The following is a 15,828-nucleotide window of genomic DNA, read 5'->3' as shown; positions in this document are numbered from 1 at the left end:
GTCAGGCGTCGCCCAAACGTTGAGAGAGCGTGGCTCGGAATTCCTGGACGTTCAGGCCGCACTCGCGCAGCAGCGTGACGCTGTCCTTGTCGTTGTCCAGGATCAGGGCCAGCAAGTGGCTCGATGTGAAGTGCTTCTTGGTGTAGCTCTGGGAGAGCTGGAGGATGTGCTCCATCGAGCTGGACCACGGGAGCTCTCGCTTATTGGTCGGCTTGGCGGCCGGTTGACCGGCCGCCAGTGCCGCATACAGGGCTGAGTAGTCGACTCCTGCGGCCTTCAGCAGGCTGCTCGCATCGCTCTCATGATGAGCGACGCAGAGGAGCACGTGCACGGGGAAGACTTCGGTGCGGTGCAAGGATCGGGCTTCGGCAGGGGCCTGTGCGAGGTCTCTAACCGCATCCTCTGACATCAATTCGGGCATGTGATCAGTATTCTGCCGCGTCGAGTCCACCGTCTACCGGTCTCTGAACAATGGCTGAAGCCTGCTGACATCACTCTTCAGCGTCTATCTCCCGCTCGCGCGTTCCCTGCACGATGACGACGCCTGCACCCACCACGAATAATGTGAGAGCCACGAGAGCTGCGGTGACGTTGCCGTCGGCGGTCAGGGGCCATACGAGCGCGGCTCCACGAGTCTGACCGCTGGAACTAGCCAAGGTCAGCGCGGCGATCGCCATGCTGATCGGCGCGATCCACGCGAGCCTGCCCCCGACGATGCGGCTGGCGATCAGCCCCAGTCCTGTAAAGCCGACGACGTTGCGGACTGCGGCGACGTCCCCGGGTGAGTTCGGGAGCGTCGGCTGGGCGATGGCTGCCCATGCCGCGGCCCACAGGACCATGCCGAGGAGTACGGCGGCGCGGGGGCCCCATAGGTTTCTGGAGGCCAACTGTTCTTGTCGGAACAAGCCACTGCGGGCAGAGGCCGCGATCAGACTTCCCGACATGGCCGGCGCGAGCGTGGCATACGGGACTCCCGCGCCGCTTCCGACGCGGAGGTCGATGAGGTTTTCGCCGGCCAGCAGTGAAACTGCGCTCACGGCAGCGATGACGGCGAGAGAGGTTCCAACGCTGCGTGCCCGGACAAAGGACAGGTAATTGCGTGAGGCGAGGCGGATCACGAGACCGTGTCGAAGCTCTCGGAGGACAGTCCGCACGTTCTGAAGTCGTTGACGTGATTGCCGAACCACTTGCGTCGCTTCTCTTCGGTCGTGTTCTGGAATTTCTGCTCGGCGTCCTGGAACCGGGAGGGGAGGCGGATTTGGGTGTCGAGAAGCCAGGCGCTCACGACTTCTGTGTAAGCCCGTCCCTCGATGTCCTTCCTGCGGCTGCACGCGGCCTGATCGACCAAGTCCGTCACGAAGTAGCTGCGGGCGAGGTCCATGTAGCCGGGTGCCTCATCGTCAAGGGTGACTCTGAGGGTTCCCTTGGGGAGGGGAGAGAAGTCTCCTGTGGCCCTCTGCTCGAGGCGGTCGAAGGCCAGCGGTGACGTTCCGAAGCGTGCGGACAACTGGCGGAATGCGTTGCTCACGGGTTGAGCCGAGTCCTTGAACGCAGGGTGGACACAGACCGTCGGGCTCTGGCCCTTGCATACCGGTTCCGGGCGCGCGAACCCACCGGCGAACACGTATCCGTCATAAGACTGCAGCATCAGGCCGAAACACAGAGCCAGCGCCAGGCTGGTGCCGCCCGCCGCGAGGTAGATCTTCCTGGGCACGCTGGAGATGGCGCATAGTGCAGCGAGAAGGACCAAGACGCATGCGAGCCACGCGCCTTGCGTGAGGAAGAGGTGGGACTGCCACTCGACGAAAACGCTGGGGCGCTCACTGGTGACCGGCGCGAGAAGATAGAACCAAGAACCCGGGTAGTCCAGGTTAAGGACGATATACACGTAGGCGGCCAGCGCGACGATCGGCGCGACGACAGTGCGTGGAATGAGCCAGCCGGCCAGGTATCCGAAGGCCGTGTGGACTGCTGCACCCATGCAGGCTGAGAAGAGGGCGCTCACAGACACACTGCCGTATCCACCGACGTAGATCGTCTGAATGGCTAGTGCTGAATAGACGAAGAGCACGGCTCCGACGGTCCACGTCACGGCAGAAGCTAACTGTACGACCGGCACGAGACCGTTTCGGTCATCAGAAAGTATCCGAAGATACGCGAGGCGCCGCTGCCGCTCGCGCTGTGCGATCCAGCAGGAGATGCCAGCGGCGACGGGGCCGAGCAACTGTATACCGCTGAGGATTGCCAGGGAGTTGGCATCCCAGGTGTTGACGCCAGGGATGAGCGAGCGCCATGCAGCCATCCCGCACAGGAAGATGAGGATCGGAAGGGCGTAGAGCATGGGGCTGCGCCGAACCTCGGTGAAGAACACACTTCTCACGACGGCTCACCCTCTCCGATCAAGGCTGCATAACCGCGTTCGAGGGGGGACTGTCCTTCGCCGGTCACGTCACCAACTTGCGCCAGTTCCTTGGTATCGCCGCTGAACTTGACCGTCCCGTCCTGAATCACCAGAACGTCCTTGCAGGTGGCGGCGACGTCCTCGATGAGGTGGGTGCTCAGGAGGACAGTGCTCGTCTGCCCCAATCCCTTGATCACGGTGCGGAAGTCCAGGCGCTGCCGTGGATCCAGCCCGACGGTCGGCTCGTCGAGGATGAGGATCTCCGGGGAGTTGACGAGAGCCGAGGCAATGCCGGCTCGCCGGATCATACCGCCAGACAGACGCCCCATCGGCTGGTCAGCCTTCTCGGTCAGCGAGACGTACTCGATGGCGTCATTGACTGCTTGATCCATCCGGGCGGATGGTATTCCCTTGAGCCACCCCGCGTATCCTACGAATTCCTTCACAGTAAATTTGGGGATGTATCCGAACGACTGTGGAAGGAACGAGCTGCGTCGGCGTATTTCCTTCCGCTCCTGACGGCGGGTGGGGTTCAGTCCAATGATGGACAGCTCCCCACCCGCCGGCTGCATCAGGGTAGCCACAGTGGAAAGCAGTGTTGTCTTGCCTGCACCGTTCGGTCCGACGATCCCGGTGATCCCTGCACTTCGCACCACCAGGTCTAAATCATTCAGGACGACCTTGCGGCCGTATCGCTGGACCAAGCCTTTCGTCGAAACTGCAGGTTCCACTACTCTCCAACTACCTTTCTGCATGGTGGCCAGATTCACGCCCCGGAGTCGCTAGCAGGCGCGAATGTCCCGCGGATTCGAGTCGTGGTAGTCACTTCCCGAAGTCCAGAAGGTCCTTCCGTAATACCCCCTGGTGTTGCCGTTGTCGCAAGTGGCCACGAATCCGTGCCAGTTCGTCTTGCCGGACACCGTCCTCGAAGCAGTGAGCGGGTCCGGCGCCCATGCCTTGTCCCACTTCACTTCGGCCCGGAAGTAGCGAAGTGCCGTGATGTCGCAGGAGCCGAAGCCCTCGCCATAGACCCGTCCGTTGTCCGTGAGGCCAACCGTTGTCCTGGTTGCCTCACAACCGGCCGGGTCCGCCGCCGCCACGGTTGCGGCCCCGACACTCAGGCCGAACGACGCGACAGACAGCGCCACGACGCTGGCCATCTTTCGTGTACCTCTCATGAGCTTCTCCTTTGCGGGTTCCGCATCAGCATCCGACGGTCAGGTCACGGTGAGTTGAGTCGTGATAGTCCGAGCCGGACGTGAAGAAGCCACGCGAGTAGTACTTACGCGTATTGTGCCTGTCGCAGGTGCGGTGACTTGCGTCGTACACGTCGTAGTCATGGTCGGTGTAGCTCGACGTGAGTGGATCCGGGGCGAAGTTCTTGTCCCACTTGATTTCGCCACGGTAGTACCTACTTTTGTCGACGCTGCAGAACGCCGTAATACCGGCGGAAAGTCTCGCGTCGCTCGACAACGTGATTGTCGGCTTGAAGCCGTTGCAGTCGGCCGGATCTGCTGCCGCTTGCGGAGCAGCGAAAATTCCGGCGCCCAAGGCCATGCCGGCGACAAGCAGCCAGCCCGCCTTCCGTTTCACTCCCATTCCGAGAGCCTCCTTTCGTAGGAATGATCAGTCTTCCGGACAGCGCGACTTCGACGGCACCGGAGAATAAGACATTCCCCTTCACGTGCATGTACTCCGGAGTCGAATTCCTTTAGCTTTCAGTCGCGGGAGCCGAAGACCACTCCTGACCTGCACACATCAACCACGCCACGCGCGTGGCAGGCGATGCGGGATCGCCTGAGTGCGACGCATGAACAGCCGCGGTGACGTCCAGCATTGAAGGATCATGGCGCGATCCGCCCCCTGCTCGACCAAGCTGATGATGTCGTCGGCCACCCGGAGGTAGTCCAGGCGTCGTCGGCGACCGCGTCGAAGCAGTAGACCGGATGGTGTCCCGCCGAGTGGTGTAGCCGGTCGACGGTTTGGGACGTGCGGGTATCTGCCCGGGGCGTATGCCCAGTTGGCGCTGGTTCGTCGAACTCGCCCGGCTTCAGTGCGGCCGACGCAGCTGGACCGTGACGGGGGACCCGGATCGTGCCTAACGTGCCTGGAGGCAACCGTGCCAATGGACTCGGACCGATACTTGACAGCTATAGATAAAAATGGACGCCCGGGCCGAGCTGGAGGTCTTCGAGAAGATCCGCGCCCTGGCGGGCACCGGCCAGACGGTCGTCCTCATCACCCACCGGCTGGCGTCGGTCCGCCACGCCGACCTGGTGCACGTCCTGGATCAGGGGCGCCTGGTCGAGTCCGGCACCCCGGACGAGCTCCTGGCCACCGGTGGCGTCTACGCGGAGCTGTACGCGCTGCAGGCGGAGCAGTTCGCGGTGCGGGTGCCCGCCGAGGAGACCGGCTGAGTCATTCGGTGATGTCCGCCCCGCGGACGATCACCAGGAACGTGTCCGTCGAGAGGTCCATGACGACCTCGGCGGCCTGCCCCTCCAGGCGGCGCGCCTGCGCGAACTCCTCCGCCGGCCAGGAACCGCGCGGTCCGCCTGCGGGAAAACGCTCCAGCACCGTTCGCCCGTTCACCTTGCACCTCCATGTCGCGTTGTCCTCGTAGAGTTAAACGCCTTCCATGGGGTGAACGGCTCGTGAAGTGACGGTTCTGAGACGTAGTTGACACTTGTTCAACGGTGAATTGTGAGGAAGTTCTCAGAACGGCAGCCGTCCGGTGACGTTCCGTGTCGACCGGCGTCAGTTTTCGTATTCGTCGTGGTACCGGATCCGCTCACTGCCCGCCGGTGCCCCCAGCGCCGAGGCGCGTCCCCGGGGCTCCTCCCATTCCTCCTGCCGCCCCAGGGCGGTGAGGTCCAGCAGGCTGGTCGTGGAGCCGAGCCCGTCGAGGCCGCGCTCGTACGTCGAGTACGTGTGGAAGACCCGCTCCCGGTCGCGCAGGAAGCAGCTCACCCCCGGCCGTTCGACGGTCTCGCCCCCGGCCCCCTCGAACGACACCTGGAAGTCGGCGTTGAAGTCGTCGCCGTATGACGAGTACCAGGGCACCGTCCAGCCCATGCGGGCCTTGAAGGGAAGGATCTTCGTGTACGGCGCCCGCGACACGGCGGCGAACTCGGTGCCCCGCGCGCGCAGGTGGGCCGGATGCCCGATCTGGTCGAGGAACGCCGAGCAGCTGCGGCAGCCCGCGTCCCACTCCGGGGCGAACATGAAGTGGTACACGACGAGTTGATGCCGATCCCGGAAGAGGTCGAGCAGCGTCGCCTTTCCGTCGCCGCCCTCGAAGACGTACTCCTTGTCGATCTCGACCATCGGCAGCCGCCGCCGCTCGGCGTTCAGCGCATCACGCGCGCGCGTGAGGGCCTTGCGCGCCACCGCCGTGCCAGTCCGTTCTACCAGGCGCATCACGCGCGCGCGTGAGGGCCTTCTCCTTCACCAGCAGTTCCTCGCGCGCGGTGTGCCACTGCTCGGGCGGGACGATCCGCGGAAGCGTCATGGTGTGTCCTCCGGTCCTGCGACGGCTGCTCTCTGGGGATGGACCGGAGGGGGGAGCGGAACTCATCGGTGGGGCGCCGACTTTTTCCGGACTCTTCGTGGGGGCGGTACGTTTCCCGGCTCTTCGCGCGGGCTGTACGTTTCCCGACTCTTCGTGGGGGCCTACGCGGGCGGTTTGTCGTAGTCCTGGATGCGCCGGCCGTGGCTGCGGTCGGTGAGCGCGGCGAGCCGTTCCTCCAGCTCCCTCACCGTGGACGGCACATCGACGGTGAGCAGCTCGCGGTCGCGCATGAGGACGCGGCCGTCGACGACGGTGGTGCGGACGTCACCGGCGCGGGCGCTGTGCACGAGGGTGGCGGCGAGGTCGTGGACGGGCCGGGTGTGCGGGCCGGTGAGGTCCACGAGGACGATGTCGGCCCGCCGGCCGGGCGCGAGGCTGCCGACGCGCTCCCTCAGCCCCACCGTCCGCGCGCTCTGGACCGTGGCGTGGTGCAGGGCTTGACGGGAGGTCAGCCAGCGCGGGTCGCCCTCGGCCGACTTCTGCGCGAGGGCGGTGAGCGCCATGGACTCCCACACGTCGAGGGAGTTGTTGGAGGCGGCTCCGTCCGTGGCGAGTCCGACGGGCACGCCGATCCGGCGCAGTGCGCGCACCGGGGTGGTGGGCCAGGCGAACTTCAGGTACGTACGGGGCGCGGTCGCGACGGCCACCGGGCCCGTCGCACGCTCCAGGACGGGCAGGTCGCGCTCCAGGATGCCGGTGCCGTGCGCGATGAGCACGCCCGCGTCGAGGGCGAGCAGCCCGGTGCGCTCCAGCACCTCGATGGGCGTGACACCGTGCCGGGCGAGGCTGTTGTCGGTCTGGTCGCGGCTCTCCGAGGCGTGGAGGTGCACGGGCAGGCCGTGTGCGCGGGCGAGTTCGGCGGTCGCGGCGAGGTCGGCGTCGTCGACGGTGTACGGGGCGTGCGGGGCGAGCGCGGTGGTGATACGGCCACCGGCCGCGCCCCGGTGCCGTAGCGCGAACTCCAGTGACTTCTCCCGGCCTTCGGGTCCCTGCGAGGAGAAGAACGCTTCCCCCAGGTGCGCGCGCATTCCGCTCTCGGCGACGACGGCGGCGACCCTGTCCATCGCGAAGTAGTGGTCGGCGAAACAGGTGACCCCGCCGCGGATCATCTCCGCGCAGGCGAGGCGCGCGCCCAACTCCACGTCCTTCGGCGTGAGGTTGGACTCGACGGGCCAGACGATGTCGTTGAACCACTCCTCGGCCGGCACGTCCTCGGCGATACCGCGCAGGGCCACCATCGGAGCGTGCGTATGGCAGTTGACGAAGCCGGGCAGGGCGACCTGGCCGCGGCCGTCGATGCGTTCGACGGCGTCCCGTGGCTCCGCCGTCTCCGCCGTCTCCGCCGGGGGCCCGACGCTCTCGATCACGCCGTCGCGTACGACGATCGTGGCGTCCTCGACGAATCCGATCTCCTCGTGCTCGTCGTGCACGAGGGCGGTGCATCCGGTGATGATGAGATCAGCGGTGGATGAGGTCACTCTGCCACCGTAGGGCGTCGTCCTACCCCGGAGGGACGTCAACCGGACATCCCCCGTCCCGGCCCTGCCGCGGCGGCGGTTCCGCGGGCACTCTGGCGGCACCACCGCCCCCTCCTGGAAAGAGCCCGGCATGCTCCTCGGCACCTGGAACCTGGAGAACCTGTACCGGCCCGGCGGCCCCTTCGGGCCGAAGGACAAGGCAGCGTACGAGACGAAGCTCGCCGCCCTGGCCGCCGTCGTCACCGAGCTCGATCCGACCCTGCTCGGCGTGCAGGAGGTCGGGGACGTGGAGGCGTTCCGCGACCTGGCCGTAATGCTGGGCGGCGAGTGGCACGTCGCGACCTCGCGAAAGGCGGACGGCCGGGGCATCCGGGTCGGGTTCCTCAGCCGCCGGCCGTTCGAGGTGCTGGCCGACACGGACGCGTTCCCGGAGAAGCTGCGCCCGGTGCAGGCCGACGACGCGGGCGAGTCGGTGTCCCGGTCGGGCCGCGGCTTCCTGGCGGTGGAGTTCGAGGACGGGGACGGGAACGGGGACGAGGACGGGAACGGGGGTGGGGACGCGGCGCCGGAGATCGTACGGGTGGCCGTCTGCCATCTGAAGTCCAAGCTGCTGTCGTACCCGAACGGCCGCTTCCACCCCCGCGACGAGGGCGAACGGGCCCGCTTCGGCGCGTACGCCCTCTATCGCCGGGCCGCCGAGGCAACGGCGCTGCGCGCGCTGGCGGACGAGTTGCTGGCCGGCGACGGCCGTGCGCGGTCCGTGGTGGTGCTGGGCGATCTCAACGACGAGGTGCGGGCGGCGACCACCCAGATACTGCTCGGCCCGCCCGGATCGGAGATCGGCACACCGGGCTTCGACCACCCCGACAAGGGCGACGCGACCCGCCTGTGGAACGTGGCCCCGCTGATACCCGCCGAGCAGCGCTTCTCCCGCATCAACTCCGGCCGCCGCGAACTGATCGACCACATACTGGTGAGCCACCGCCTGGTCCACCGTGTCACGGCCGCGGGTACGGGGCTGCCGGGCGGAGGCGCTCCACGGCTGCCGTCGGTGGGTGCGGACCCGAAGCGGCGGAGGGGTGCGCCGGGATCGGATCACGCGCCGGTGTGGGTGCGGGTGTAGGGAAGGCTCGGCCGGGCTGTCCCTGACCCGCTTCCTGCCCGCCCCCTAAATCGCTGCCCGCAGCCCAGGCAGATCGTTCTCTTCGGTGGGCGTACCGACCCCCGCCCGCTCCCTCCGCTCGGCGAGCTCGTCCAGAAGCTCCGTGAGGCGCTTGACGTACCCCGGTGTGAGCCGCCCCGTGTCGTCGAGATGGACGGCGCACGCGGTGGTCGTGTCGACGAGGCGTTCGAGCGTGGCCGCGACCTCGCTCGTGCCCTCGGTGTGCCGGGCGAGGGCGGGCAGCTCGGCCGAGGCGAGGGCTGTCGCCGTACGGGCCTCGGCGAGCGTGCGGTAGGCCTCTCGGCGGAGGGCCCAACGGGCGGCGCGGTCGTCCGAGTCGTTGTCGGCCAGGTGCGAGTCGCCGTCGGCGAGGTGGGACTCGTTGAGGACGTGCGTGAGGTACGCGTGGGCCGCGTCCATGGCCCGGTCGAGCCGCGCCCGTACTCCCCCGCCCCGCTGTCCCGGCATCGGCAGATGCCCCACGAGCAGCACGATCGCGCACGCGAGCAGCGTCTCCCCGATCCGGCTCCAGGATGCCTCCGGCTCCCCGCCGACCATGACGAGGGCGAGCACGAGCACGGTGACGACGGCGGTCTGGGCGGCGAAGTGCCGCGTGGCGACGGGAATGAGCGCACCGCTGAGGGCGACCAGCGCGATGAGCCCCTCCGGGCGGGGCAGCACGGCAGCGAACCCGGCGAAAACGAGGGCACCCAGCACGGTCCCCGCCGCCCGGTTCAGCACGCGCGAGGCGAGCGGCCCGAGGTCGGGCTTGACCAGGAAGACGGCGGTGGCTGGCAGCCAGTACCAATGCACATGGTGCAGAGCCTGCGCGACGGCCGCGCCGGCCCCGAAGGACAGGGCGACCCGCAGCCCGTACTCCCGCCCTCCGGACCCGAGGGCGACACGGACGAGTGACGCGACGGTACGACGCCGGGCGGGCAGGCGCCGTGGATCCCCGCCACGGTCGAACGCGTCGGCGGCATGGAGAAGGGCGTCATCGAGGGCCCGCAACGCGGGAGCCGACCGGCTCGGCGCGGGCAACGGCCCGGTGGCCGCGTTCCACCGCACGGCCGCGGCAAGCCGCCGGGGCCCTTCAGCGGTCCGCCCCGATACGGCCTCCCCGTCCCACGCCAACGCGGTCGCCGCCTCCGCGAGCGGCAACGCGGCCGCGTACTGCGCGTGCAGCCGCCGCTCGGCCGCGGAACTGGCGTACCGCCGCAGCCGGGGCCCGGCGAGCGCGTCCTGCGCGTGATCGAGCGCGGCGGTGAGGGCGGCGCGCCGCCCGGTGGCTTCCGCCGTACCGGCGGCATCGAGGAGTCCGGCGATCGCGTCGTACACCGCCGCTACGGCATCCCGCTCCCCGTCGAACCGGAAGTCCCCGGCGACGGCACCGGGCGTGGGCAGCACCAGCCGCAGGGCAAGCAGCCACCCGGCCCCGCCGGCAAAAGCGAGCGCCCGCTCCCACCCGCTCTCGGGCAAGGGCATCCCCGCCCCGATGGCGGCCGCGACGAGCAGCTGGGTCCCGGCACCGGAGGCAACAGGTCCCATGGCACTGACACTCCCGGCGAGCAGCCCGAGCAGGGTGAGCAGCAGCGTGAGCACGACAGCCCCGGTGTAGTGCCCGGCATACGTCCCGACGACCAGCCCCGCGGCCCCCGCAAGCGCCGGCACCCCGAGCCGCTGGACCGCCCCCCTCCGGCTCCCCGGCCGATCATTGATCCCGGCCAGCATGGCCCCGAGCGCCGCGACGACTCCCACAGTGCTCTGCCCGACCAGCACCGCCACGAGCAACAGCGGCCCGGCCGCCAACGCCCCCCTCGTCACGGCACTCCATGGCACCGGCCCCCTTTGCGCACGCAGAGCATGGGCGAACCAGGGAGGCAGGGCAGACGCGGGGCGGGACACGGGGCTCCTGTTCGGACGAGGGCGGGGTGTGTCCTCGGGCGACGGTGGCCGGGGGTGGTGTGGTCTCCACGGTAGATCGGGGGCGGGGTGGGGAGCGCGCGTGGATGTTTCGGGGGTGTGACAGTTTTCGCGATGGGCGGGTTCTTTATGAACGCAATCGGTCGCGAGGGCCGCAACCGAGCGACCCACCCTCAGTAACTGCACCTGGCAGGAGTGGTGGGGCGGGCTCCAGGGCCCGCCCCTTATTCTGGTGTTCCTGGGTTCGGTTGTTCCGGGACCAGCGGACAACAACCGAGCTGACGTAGAAGTAGTCATTGCGGCCCGACGGGCTTCCTCTTCAGGAGACGCCCCCACCCACACGAATTCTGTCGTGCCTGTGGGGAATTACTTTTGCTGCTTCGGAAATCGGTCGCCGAGCTGCGCCCGCTCATCGCGCCTGTCGGCCGGGAACACCTGCCGCCGTACTGATCTGCGAACGAGGCGCACCGCATCCGGGAGACATCGGCGAACCGCTACACCCCCGCCTCGCACCGCACCGGCAAGCGGAAGATCGCCGAACTGATCGACTCGCACGCGTGCCCGTCTTCCTCCTCGACCAGTATCAGGTGGTGCGTCCCGGTGAGATGGGTACGGTCGCCCAGATCAGGGCGGCCGCGGCGACACGTGGAAGAGCCGGAGCCGACAGCGCCCTCGCGGGCACAGCCGACAGGCGGCTGAGCCTCAGACGGGCTCGGAGTAAGCATCAGGGGGTTCACAGAGCGCCTCTGCCTCGGAAACCGCCCGCAGCAGCACCTCCGGTTCCGCGCGGAGCCTCCCGATGATGCCGTCGACCGCCCGCAAGCCCGCCCGCTCCAGCAACCGCTTCTCGTTCGTCACCCACTCCCCTCGCCCCGCCAACACCCCATGCCCGGCCTGCACGGCAGCCGTGGCGATAGCCCCGGCGACCTCCGTGAGGTGGCCCTTCGGCGCATGGTTGGCCTTGGCGTAGGCGAGGGTGGCGCGGGCGGTGCCGTGCCAGCGCTCGGCGGCACGGTGGCGGAGCTTCTCCGGGTACGAGACCGGGCGGGGCAACTCGCCGCGCAGGACACGGTTGACGGCGAGTTCGGCGACGAGCAGGTAGGTGGGGATTCCGGCGAGGTGGAAGAGGAGGGGCTCGACCCGGAAGCGGCCCTCCTGTGCCTCGGCCAGCTCACGCTCGACGACATCGAGATCGCGGTAGTGGACGTCGACGCGCCGCCCGTCGATCGTGAGCCAGGCGCCGCCGTTGAACACTCCTCCGCCCCAGCCACCGATCTCGGAGACCTCACCCTTCCAGCCGAGGGCCCGGAGGTCGGCGGGGTCGAAGGCACCTCGGTAGTAGATCGCCAAGTCCCAGTCGCTGTCCGGGCCGTGGGTGCCCTCTGCCCGGGAGCCTCCGAGGGCGACGGCACGGACAGTGGGGAGGGCGGCGAGGCGGTCGGCCACGTGGTCGAGGAAAGCGGGGTCGGGCGCCTCCCAGCTCACCCTCTGGTCGGAGGCCTCCCGGTCAGGACGAGCCGAGCCGTCCCCGCTCGTCGTCGCGGTCACCCGATCGTCAGGTCGCCGACCGTGTGAGCCTGGATGACGGTGCCGTGCTGTACGCCGCCGCTGATGGTGTTGTGGTTGTGGGCGGTTCCCTTGCCCTGATCGTCGGCCGGGGGCGCCAACTCGTCCAGCAAGGTGCGGAGTTCCGCAGCGGCCTCCGGGTCGGCGCGGAGTGTGCGGCGGAGACGGTTGCGCCACTCGGCCTGTACGTCGGCCACGGCCTCCTCGTCGCCGGAGTCCTGCGCCGCGACCAGATCGGCGCGGGACTCCTCCAGCTCCCCCTGGACGGCCTCCTCTTCCCTCCCCCGCGCGAACAGAGCCACGACCCGGTCCCGCACCTGCGTCCACCCATCGGTCACCATCTGCTGCACCAGCGCCGTGGCCCCGGCCGCCGCCAGTGCGGTCAACTCCGTGTCCACCAGGCCCCCTTCGTCTTCTGCCCTGCCTCACCTTTCCGGATTCCAACCGTAGCCTGCGAGCCCGCAGCGCGGCGATTGTCAGTGGCACCCGCTATCAATGAATTGTGTCGTCACAGAGCGTGACGAAGTGAGCGAGTGCGAGTGGGTACGGGGGAGATGGCCATGGCCGGATACGAGGAGGACGGGCAGCGGTATGTGTCGTTGGCCGGGTTGCGGGCGCGTGGTTGGACCGGAGGGACGGTGCGTCGGCTGCTCGGGGCGCCGGACCGGCTGAGTGTCAACGCGCAGTTCAGGACGGCACCCCAGGTGCGGCTGTATCGCGTCGAGCGGGTCGAGGCGGCAGAACGGAGCCAGGAGTTCCGGGAGATGACCGAGGCTTCGGCGCGGCGGTCGGAGGAGGTGCGGGCCGCGGTGCAGCGGCGGCGGGACGAGGTGCTGGAGCGGATCACGGCCGAGCCGATCGACGTGCCCCGGCTGGATCCGGGCAAGCTGGCGCTGCGTGCCGTCGAGCACCGGGCGCGGAGGGAGGCGGAGCTGCGACGGGCCGCGAGGACCACGGTCGACGAGGTCAAGGTGCCAAGTGCTGAGACCGAACCCGGGGGCCGCTCCGCACTCGACCTCTGGAAGGTCGACTACCTGCTGCATCGGATGAGTCACTACGCCCAGCTCCTCGACGGATTGCCGGGGCACGGGCGGTCGTCCGGGCGTGCCGAGGCCGTGACGCTGTTGCGGAGTCGGATCTGCGCGGCCATCGCCGAGGCGTACCCACCCCTTGCACAGGAGTGCGAAAGGCGGGCGAGTGAGCAAGGGCTTGGTCCACCGCCCTGGTGAAGTACGCGATGAAGTCCCCGGCAGAGCAGGGCAATTGGGCCCGGAACCTCCTTACGCTCCGGCCCATGCAAGATGATCACGCCCTGCGCGTGCACGAACGTCTCTCGTCCTGCCCCGTCCTGCGCCCGGTCGGCCCGGCCGAGCAGCGGCGGTTCGGGCTCTGGGACCTCGCCTCACTCGCCGAGGGCGCCCTCGGCGAGTGCGTCGACCCCGACTCGCTCACGAGCACGCGCGAGAGGGAGTTACGGGTCCGGCTGGGGGCGCACGGAAGGATGTACGAGTTCGACGACGAGTATCTGAGGCCGTATTGGATCCGGGCGGAGTACGGAGGCGGCGGCCGCACCACCGGCCCCCTGGGTACCGTCGCCGTCGGCACCTGGCCCGTGGGCGCCGGTGCGCTGCCGGTCTGGTCGTTGTACGTCCACCCGGTCGCCCGACGGCGGGGGCTCGCCTCGACGGTGCTGGACACCCTGTACGAGGCGTGCCTCGCGGAAGGGCTGCACGGGTTCCGCCTGGACGCGTACTGGACCTGGCAGAAGTCCGTCCGCTACTACCTCGAACGCGGGCTGTGGGTCACCTCGTGGAAGCACGCCCTGGGGTTCGCCCGGCTGTCGTACCTCCCCCGGTACGAGGTCCGGGAGACCGAGGACGAGTTGGCTTTCCTCACGGCGCGCCACGGCTCCTACGCCTCCGGCCCGGGCGAGTTCGCCCCGCTCCTCGTGGCCGGGCACGAGGGCGGGCGGCTTCGGCTGCGGGAGACCGAGGAGTACGTACGCACGCAGGACGAGCGTGACACCGTACGCCTGCGGCACTACGCGCGGGCGACGCTCGCTCTGCATCTCGCCGTGCGGGGGCGTCCGTTGGCCCGGGGAGAGGAGGAGTGGGCCAGGGCGAGTCAGTGGTGCGACATCGGGGAGCCGGAAGGGCTCGCGTACAAGATCGGGATCTTCGAGCGTGTGGCTCGGGAGGAGGGATGGCGAGTGGACGGTCCGTATCGCCCGTACGGTACGTACAGTCCGGACGGTGGCGTCTTGCGCTTCGGTCCGTGGGCGGGCCCTTGGACGGGCGGTGGGGCGAAACCTGGATGCGGTCGGCGTCCGAGACACGGATGATCGGCTGATCAACTGGTCGCGGCTGGTCGGCTGGTCGCTGAAACCTCCAGGAGGCCCCATGATCCACCGTGTCACCGTCCCCCATCTCCTCCCGCCGCCCGTCTACTCCCACGCGTCCGTCGTCGAGGCGGGGACGAAGCTCGCCTTTCTCGCCGGTTCCGTCCCGTTGGACGCCGAGGGGAAACTTGTCGGCGAGGGAGATCCCGTACGACAGGCCGAGCAGGTGCTCGCGAACCTCGGTGAGCAGCTGCGCGCGGTCGGCAGCGACTTCGCGCACGTCGTGTCGACCGACGTGTACGTCGTGAGCGGTGAGCCCGCGGTGCTCTCCGCGGTGTGGGACGTCGTCGAGGCCTCCGGTCTCAGCGTCGGCCCGCACTCGTCGACCCTGCTCGGCGTGGCCTGCCTCGGCTACACGGGCCAGCTGGTGGAGATAACCGCGACGGCGGTGGTGCTGGACTGAACGGGGACCAGACCGCCCGCGCTCTGCTCAGCCGCGTGCGTTGCGGGCCAGTTCCAGTGCGTACGACGGCCACCACTGCCCCGCCTCCGGTCCGCCGCGGCAGGTGCCGTCCGACTCGCCGGGGCGTTTGATCCACAGGTAGGCGTCGATCAGCGGCTCGTCGGTGCGGGTGGTCGGCGGTACGCCGAGAGCCCGGCCCGGTGGATTGCACCAGGCATCGGTGCCGGTGTAGGGACCGTTGCCGTTCCGGCTGGTGTCGATCACGAAGTGCTTGCCGCCGAGTTGGGCCGACAGCGCCTCGCCGTACGCCGAACTGGTCGCGTTCGTCTCGAAGTTGGCGACATTGAGCGCGAACCCGTCGGCGCGGGCGATCCCGGACGCCGTGAGCGGGGCGACGAGCCTTGACGTCTGCGGAATCCAGGCGGAGTTGCCCGCGTCGAGGTAGACGCGGGCGCCCGGCTGCCGCTTGATCCGGTCGACGGCGTACGCGAGCAGGGCGTACCGCTCGCTCGCCACGACCTGCGTACAGCCCGCCACCACGTGGGCGACGGCGTCCGGTTCGACGATCACGTACGCATCCCGGTCGCCGAGACCCGCCGCGAACTGGTCGACCCACGCACGGTAGGCGGCGGCGCTCCCGGCACCGCCGCTCGAGTACTGGCCGCAGTCGCGGTTCGGGAGGTAGTACGCCACGAGGACCGCGACGCGGCCGGCGCGGGCCGCGGCCGTGGTACGGGCCTCGACGGTCATCCGGGGGCTGACGCCGACGAGCCACTCGGCCTGCGGTCTGGTCGCGATGCGGTCCATGAGGAGGGCGTCGGCGGTGCGGCCGAGGAGACGGTACTCGGCGGCCTGCCGAGCGGCACCGGACTCCGGGTTCACCCAGAACGGGGCACCCTGATCTGCGGGCCCGGTCCCTGCCCGGC

16 protein-coding genes and 3 pseudogenes are annotated in these 15,828 nt (G+C 69.0%); 6 read left to right on the top strand and 13 right to left on the bottom strand.

Going from position 1 to position 15,828, the window contains the following annotated elements; all coding sequences use genetic code 11:
* Position 1: 1 nt before the first annotated feature.
* The 6 genes from ACWD3C_RS04470 to ACWD3C_RS04445 form a co-directional block, all read right to left on the bottom strand.
* Entirely contained in the window at positions 2-421 is a 420-nt protein-coding gene (locus ACWD3C_RS04470; protein ID WP_451139967.1) for a Clp protease N-terminal domain-containing protein, read from the bottom strand.
* 70 nt (positions 422-491) lie between these two features.
* Complete coding sequence (locus ACWD3C_RS04465; RefSeq protein WP_451139965.1) at positions 492-1,118, bottom strand: hypothetical protein; 627 nt, start codon at positions 1,116-1,118, stop codon at positions 492-494.
* A complete protein-coding gene (locus ACWD3C_RS04460; protein ID WP_451139963.1) occupies positions 1,115-2,380 on the bottom strand; it encodes a hypothetical protein in 1,266 nt (421 codons plus the stop codon). The genes ACWD3C_RS04465 and ACWD3C_RS04460 overlap by 4 nt, the downstream gene beginning before the upstream one ends.
* The gene (locus tag ACWD3C_RS04455) at positions 2,377-3,171 is read right to left on the bottom strand and encodes an ATP-binding cassette domain-containing protein (RefSeq protein ID WP_451139961.1); all 795 of its coding nucleotides are present in this window, start codon (positions 3,169-3,171) and stop codon (positions 2,377-2,379) included. The genes ACWD3C_RS04460 and ACWD3C_RS04455 overlap by 4 nt, the downstream gene beginning before the upstream one ends.
* A 12-nt stretch (positions 3,172-3,183) precedes the next feature.
* Entirely contained in the window at positions 3,184-3,561 is a 378-nt protein-coding gene (locus ACWD3C_RS04450) for a hypothetical protein (protein ID WP_451139959.1), read from the bottom strand.
* Between the two features lie 43 nt (positions 3,562-3,604).
* Positions 3,605-4,000: a hypothetical protein gene (locus tag ACWD3C_RS04445; protein ID WP_451139957.1), complete on the bottom strand. Its 396-nt coding sequence runs from the start codon at positions 3,998-4,000 to the stop codon at positions 3,605-3,607.
* Positions 4,001-4,563: 563 nt separating this feature from the next.
* On the opposite strand from ACWD3C_RS04445, the pseudogene ACWD3C_RS04440 reads away from it, so the two are divergent.
* Positions 4,564-4,818 (top strand): annotated as a pseudogene (locus ACWD3C_RS04440) (ABC transporter ATP-binding protein); the annotation flags it as partial.
* A gap of 1 nt (position 4,819) precedes the next feature.
* Here ACWD3C_RS04440 and ACWD3C_RS04435 read toward each other — a convergent pair.
* From ACWD3C_RS04435 to ACWD3C_RS04425, 3 genes and pseudogenes are all read right to left on the bottom strand, one after another.
* A complete protein-coding gene (locus ACWD3C_RS04435) occupies positions 4,820-4,993 on the bottom strand; it encodes a hypothetical protein (RefSeq protein ID WP_451139955.1) in 174 nt (57 codons plus the stop codon).
* 165 nt (positions 4,994-5,158) lie between these two features.
* A pseudogene (locus ACWD3C_RS04430) lies at positions 5,159-5,912 on the bottom strand (DUF899 domain-containing protein).
* Between the two features lie 161 nt (positions 5,913-6,073).
* On the bottom strand, positions 6,074-7,450 hold the full coding sequence (locus tag ACWD3C_RS04425; RefSeq protein ID WP_451139953.1) for an amidohydrolase: 1,377 nt from the start codon (positions 7,448-7,450) through the stop codon (positions 6,074-6,076).
* Positions 7,451-7,580: 130 nt separating this feature from the next.
* Here ACWD3C_RS04425 and ACWD3C_RS04420 point away from each other — a divergent pair, with 130 nt between their 5' ends.
* Complete coding sequence (locus ACWD3C_RS04420; protein WP_451139951.1) at positions 7,581-8,573, top strand: endonuclease/exonuclease/phosphatase family protein; 993 nt, start codon at positions 7,581-7,583, stop codon at positions 8,571-8,573.
* Positions 8,574-8,618: 45 nt separating this feature from the next.
* Here the strand turns inward: ACWD3C_RS04420 and ACWD3C_RS04415 are convergent, their stop codons facing one another.
* Positions 8,619-10,517: an FUSC family protein gene (locus ACWD3C_RS04415; protein ID WP_451139949.1), complete on the bottom strand. Its 1,899-nt coding sequence runs from the start codon at positions 10,515-10,517 to the stop codon at positions 8,619-8,621.
* 474 nt (positions 10,518-10,991) lie between these two features.
* Here ACWD3C_RS04415 and ACWD3C_RS04410 point away from each other — a divergent pair.
* Positions 10,992-11,185, top strand: a pseudogene (locus tag ACWD3C_RS04410) (DNA/RNA helicase domain-containing protein); the annotation flags it as partial.
* Positions 11,186-11,237: 52 nt separating this feature from the next.
* Here the strand turns inward: ACWD3C_RS04410 and ACWD3C_RS04405 are convergent.
* Positions 11,238-12,020 carry a nucleotidyltransferase domain-containing protein gene (locus ACWD3C_RS04405; RefSeq protein ID WP_451140029.1) on the bottom strand — a complete coding sequence of 261 codons (783 nt, stop codon included), beginning with the start codon at positions 12,018-12,020 and terminating at the stop codon, positions 11,238-11,240.
* Positions 12,021-12,079: 59 nt separating this feature from the next.
* On the bottom strand, positions 12,080-12,499 hold the full coding sequence (locus ACWD3C_RS04400; protein WP_451139947.1) for a hypothetical protein: 420 nt from the start codon (positions 12,497-12,499) through the stop codon (positions 12,080-12,082).
* Between the two features lie 162 nt (positions 12,500-12,661).
* On the opposite strand from ACWD3C_RS04400, the gene ACWD3C_RS04395 reads away from it, so the two are divergent.
* The 3 genes from ACWD3C_RS04395 (at position 12,662) to ACWD3C_RS04385 (ending at position 14,902) form a co-directional block, all read left to right on the top strand.
* Positions 12,662-13,330, top strand: a complete 669-nt coding sequence (locus ACWD3C_RS04395; protein ID WP_451139945.1) for a hypothetical protein — start codon at positions 12,662-12,664, stop codon at positions 13,328-13,330.
* 65 nt (positions 13,331-13,395) lie between these two features.
* On the top strand, positions 13,396-14,442 hold the full coding sequence (locus tag ACWD3C_RS04390) for a GNAT family N-acetyltransferase (RefSeq protein ID WP_451139943.1): 1,047 nt from the start codon (positions 13,396-13,398) through the stop codon (positions 14,440-14,442).
* Positions 14,443-14,500: 58 nt separating this feature from the next.
* Positions 14,501-14,902, top strand: coding sequence for a RidA family protein (locus ACWD3C_RS04385; protein WP_451139941.1), 402 nt, complete (start codon positions 14,501-14,503; stop codon positions 14,900-14,902).
* A gap of 27 nt (positions 14,903-14,929) precedes the next feature.
* On the opposite strand, the gene ACWD3C_RS04380 is transcribed toward ACWD3C_RS04385, so the two are convergent.
* Entirely contained in the window at positions 14,930-15,784 is an 855-nt protein-coding gene (locus ACWD3C_RS04380; protein ID WP_451139939.1) for a glycoside hydrolase family 6 protein, read from the bottom strand.
* Positions 15,785-15,828 lie beyond the last annotated feature (44 nt).

The sequence above is a fragment of the Streptomyces sp. NPDC002845 genome, from assembly GCF_053591955.1.
The sequence above is the reverse complement of the archived record's forward strand: the minus strand, read 5'-3'. Positions and strand labels throughout refer to the sequence as shown.

Bases quoted from the DNA above. Each gene is read 5' to 3' on its own strand.
- ACWD3C_RS04470 (WP_451139967.1), bottom strand. From the start codon at position 421: ATGCCCGAATTGATGTCAGAGGATGCGGTTAGAGACCTCGCACAGGCC.
- ACWD3C_RS04450 (WP_451139959.1), bottom strand. From the start codon at position 3,561: ATGGCCAGCGTCGTGGCGCTGTCTGTCGCGTCGTTCGGCCTGAGTGTC.
- ACWD3C_RS04445 (WP_451139957.1), bottom strand. From the start codon at position 4,000: ATGGGAGTGAAACGGAAGGCGGGCTGGCTGCTTGTCGCCGGCATGGCC.
- ACWD3C_RS04420 (WP_451139951.1), top strand. From the start codon at position 7,581: ATGCTCCTCGGCACCTGGAACCTGGAGAACCTGTACCGGCCCGGCGGC.
- ACWD3C_RS04395 (WP_451139945.1), top strand. From the start codon at position 12,662: ATGGCCGGATACGAGGAGGACGGGCAGCGGTATGTGTCGTTGGCCGGG.
- ACWD3C_RS04390 (WP_451139943.1), top strand. From the start codon at position 13,396: ATGCAAGATGATCACGCCCTGCGCGTGCACGAACGTCTCTCGTCCTGC.
- ACWD3C_RS04385 (WP_451139941.1), top strand. From the start codon at position 14,501: ATGATCCACCGTGTCACCGTCCCCCATCTCCTCCCGCCGCCCGTCTAC.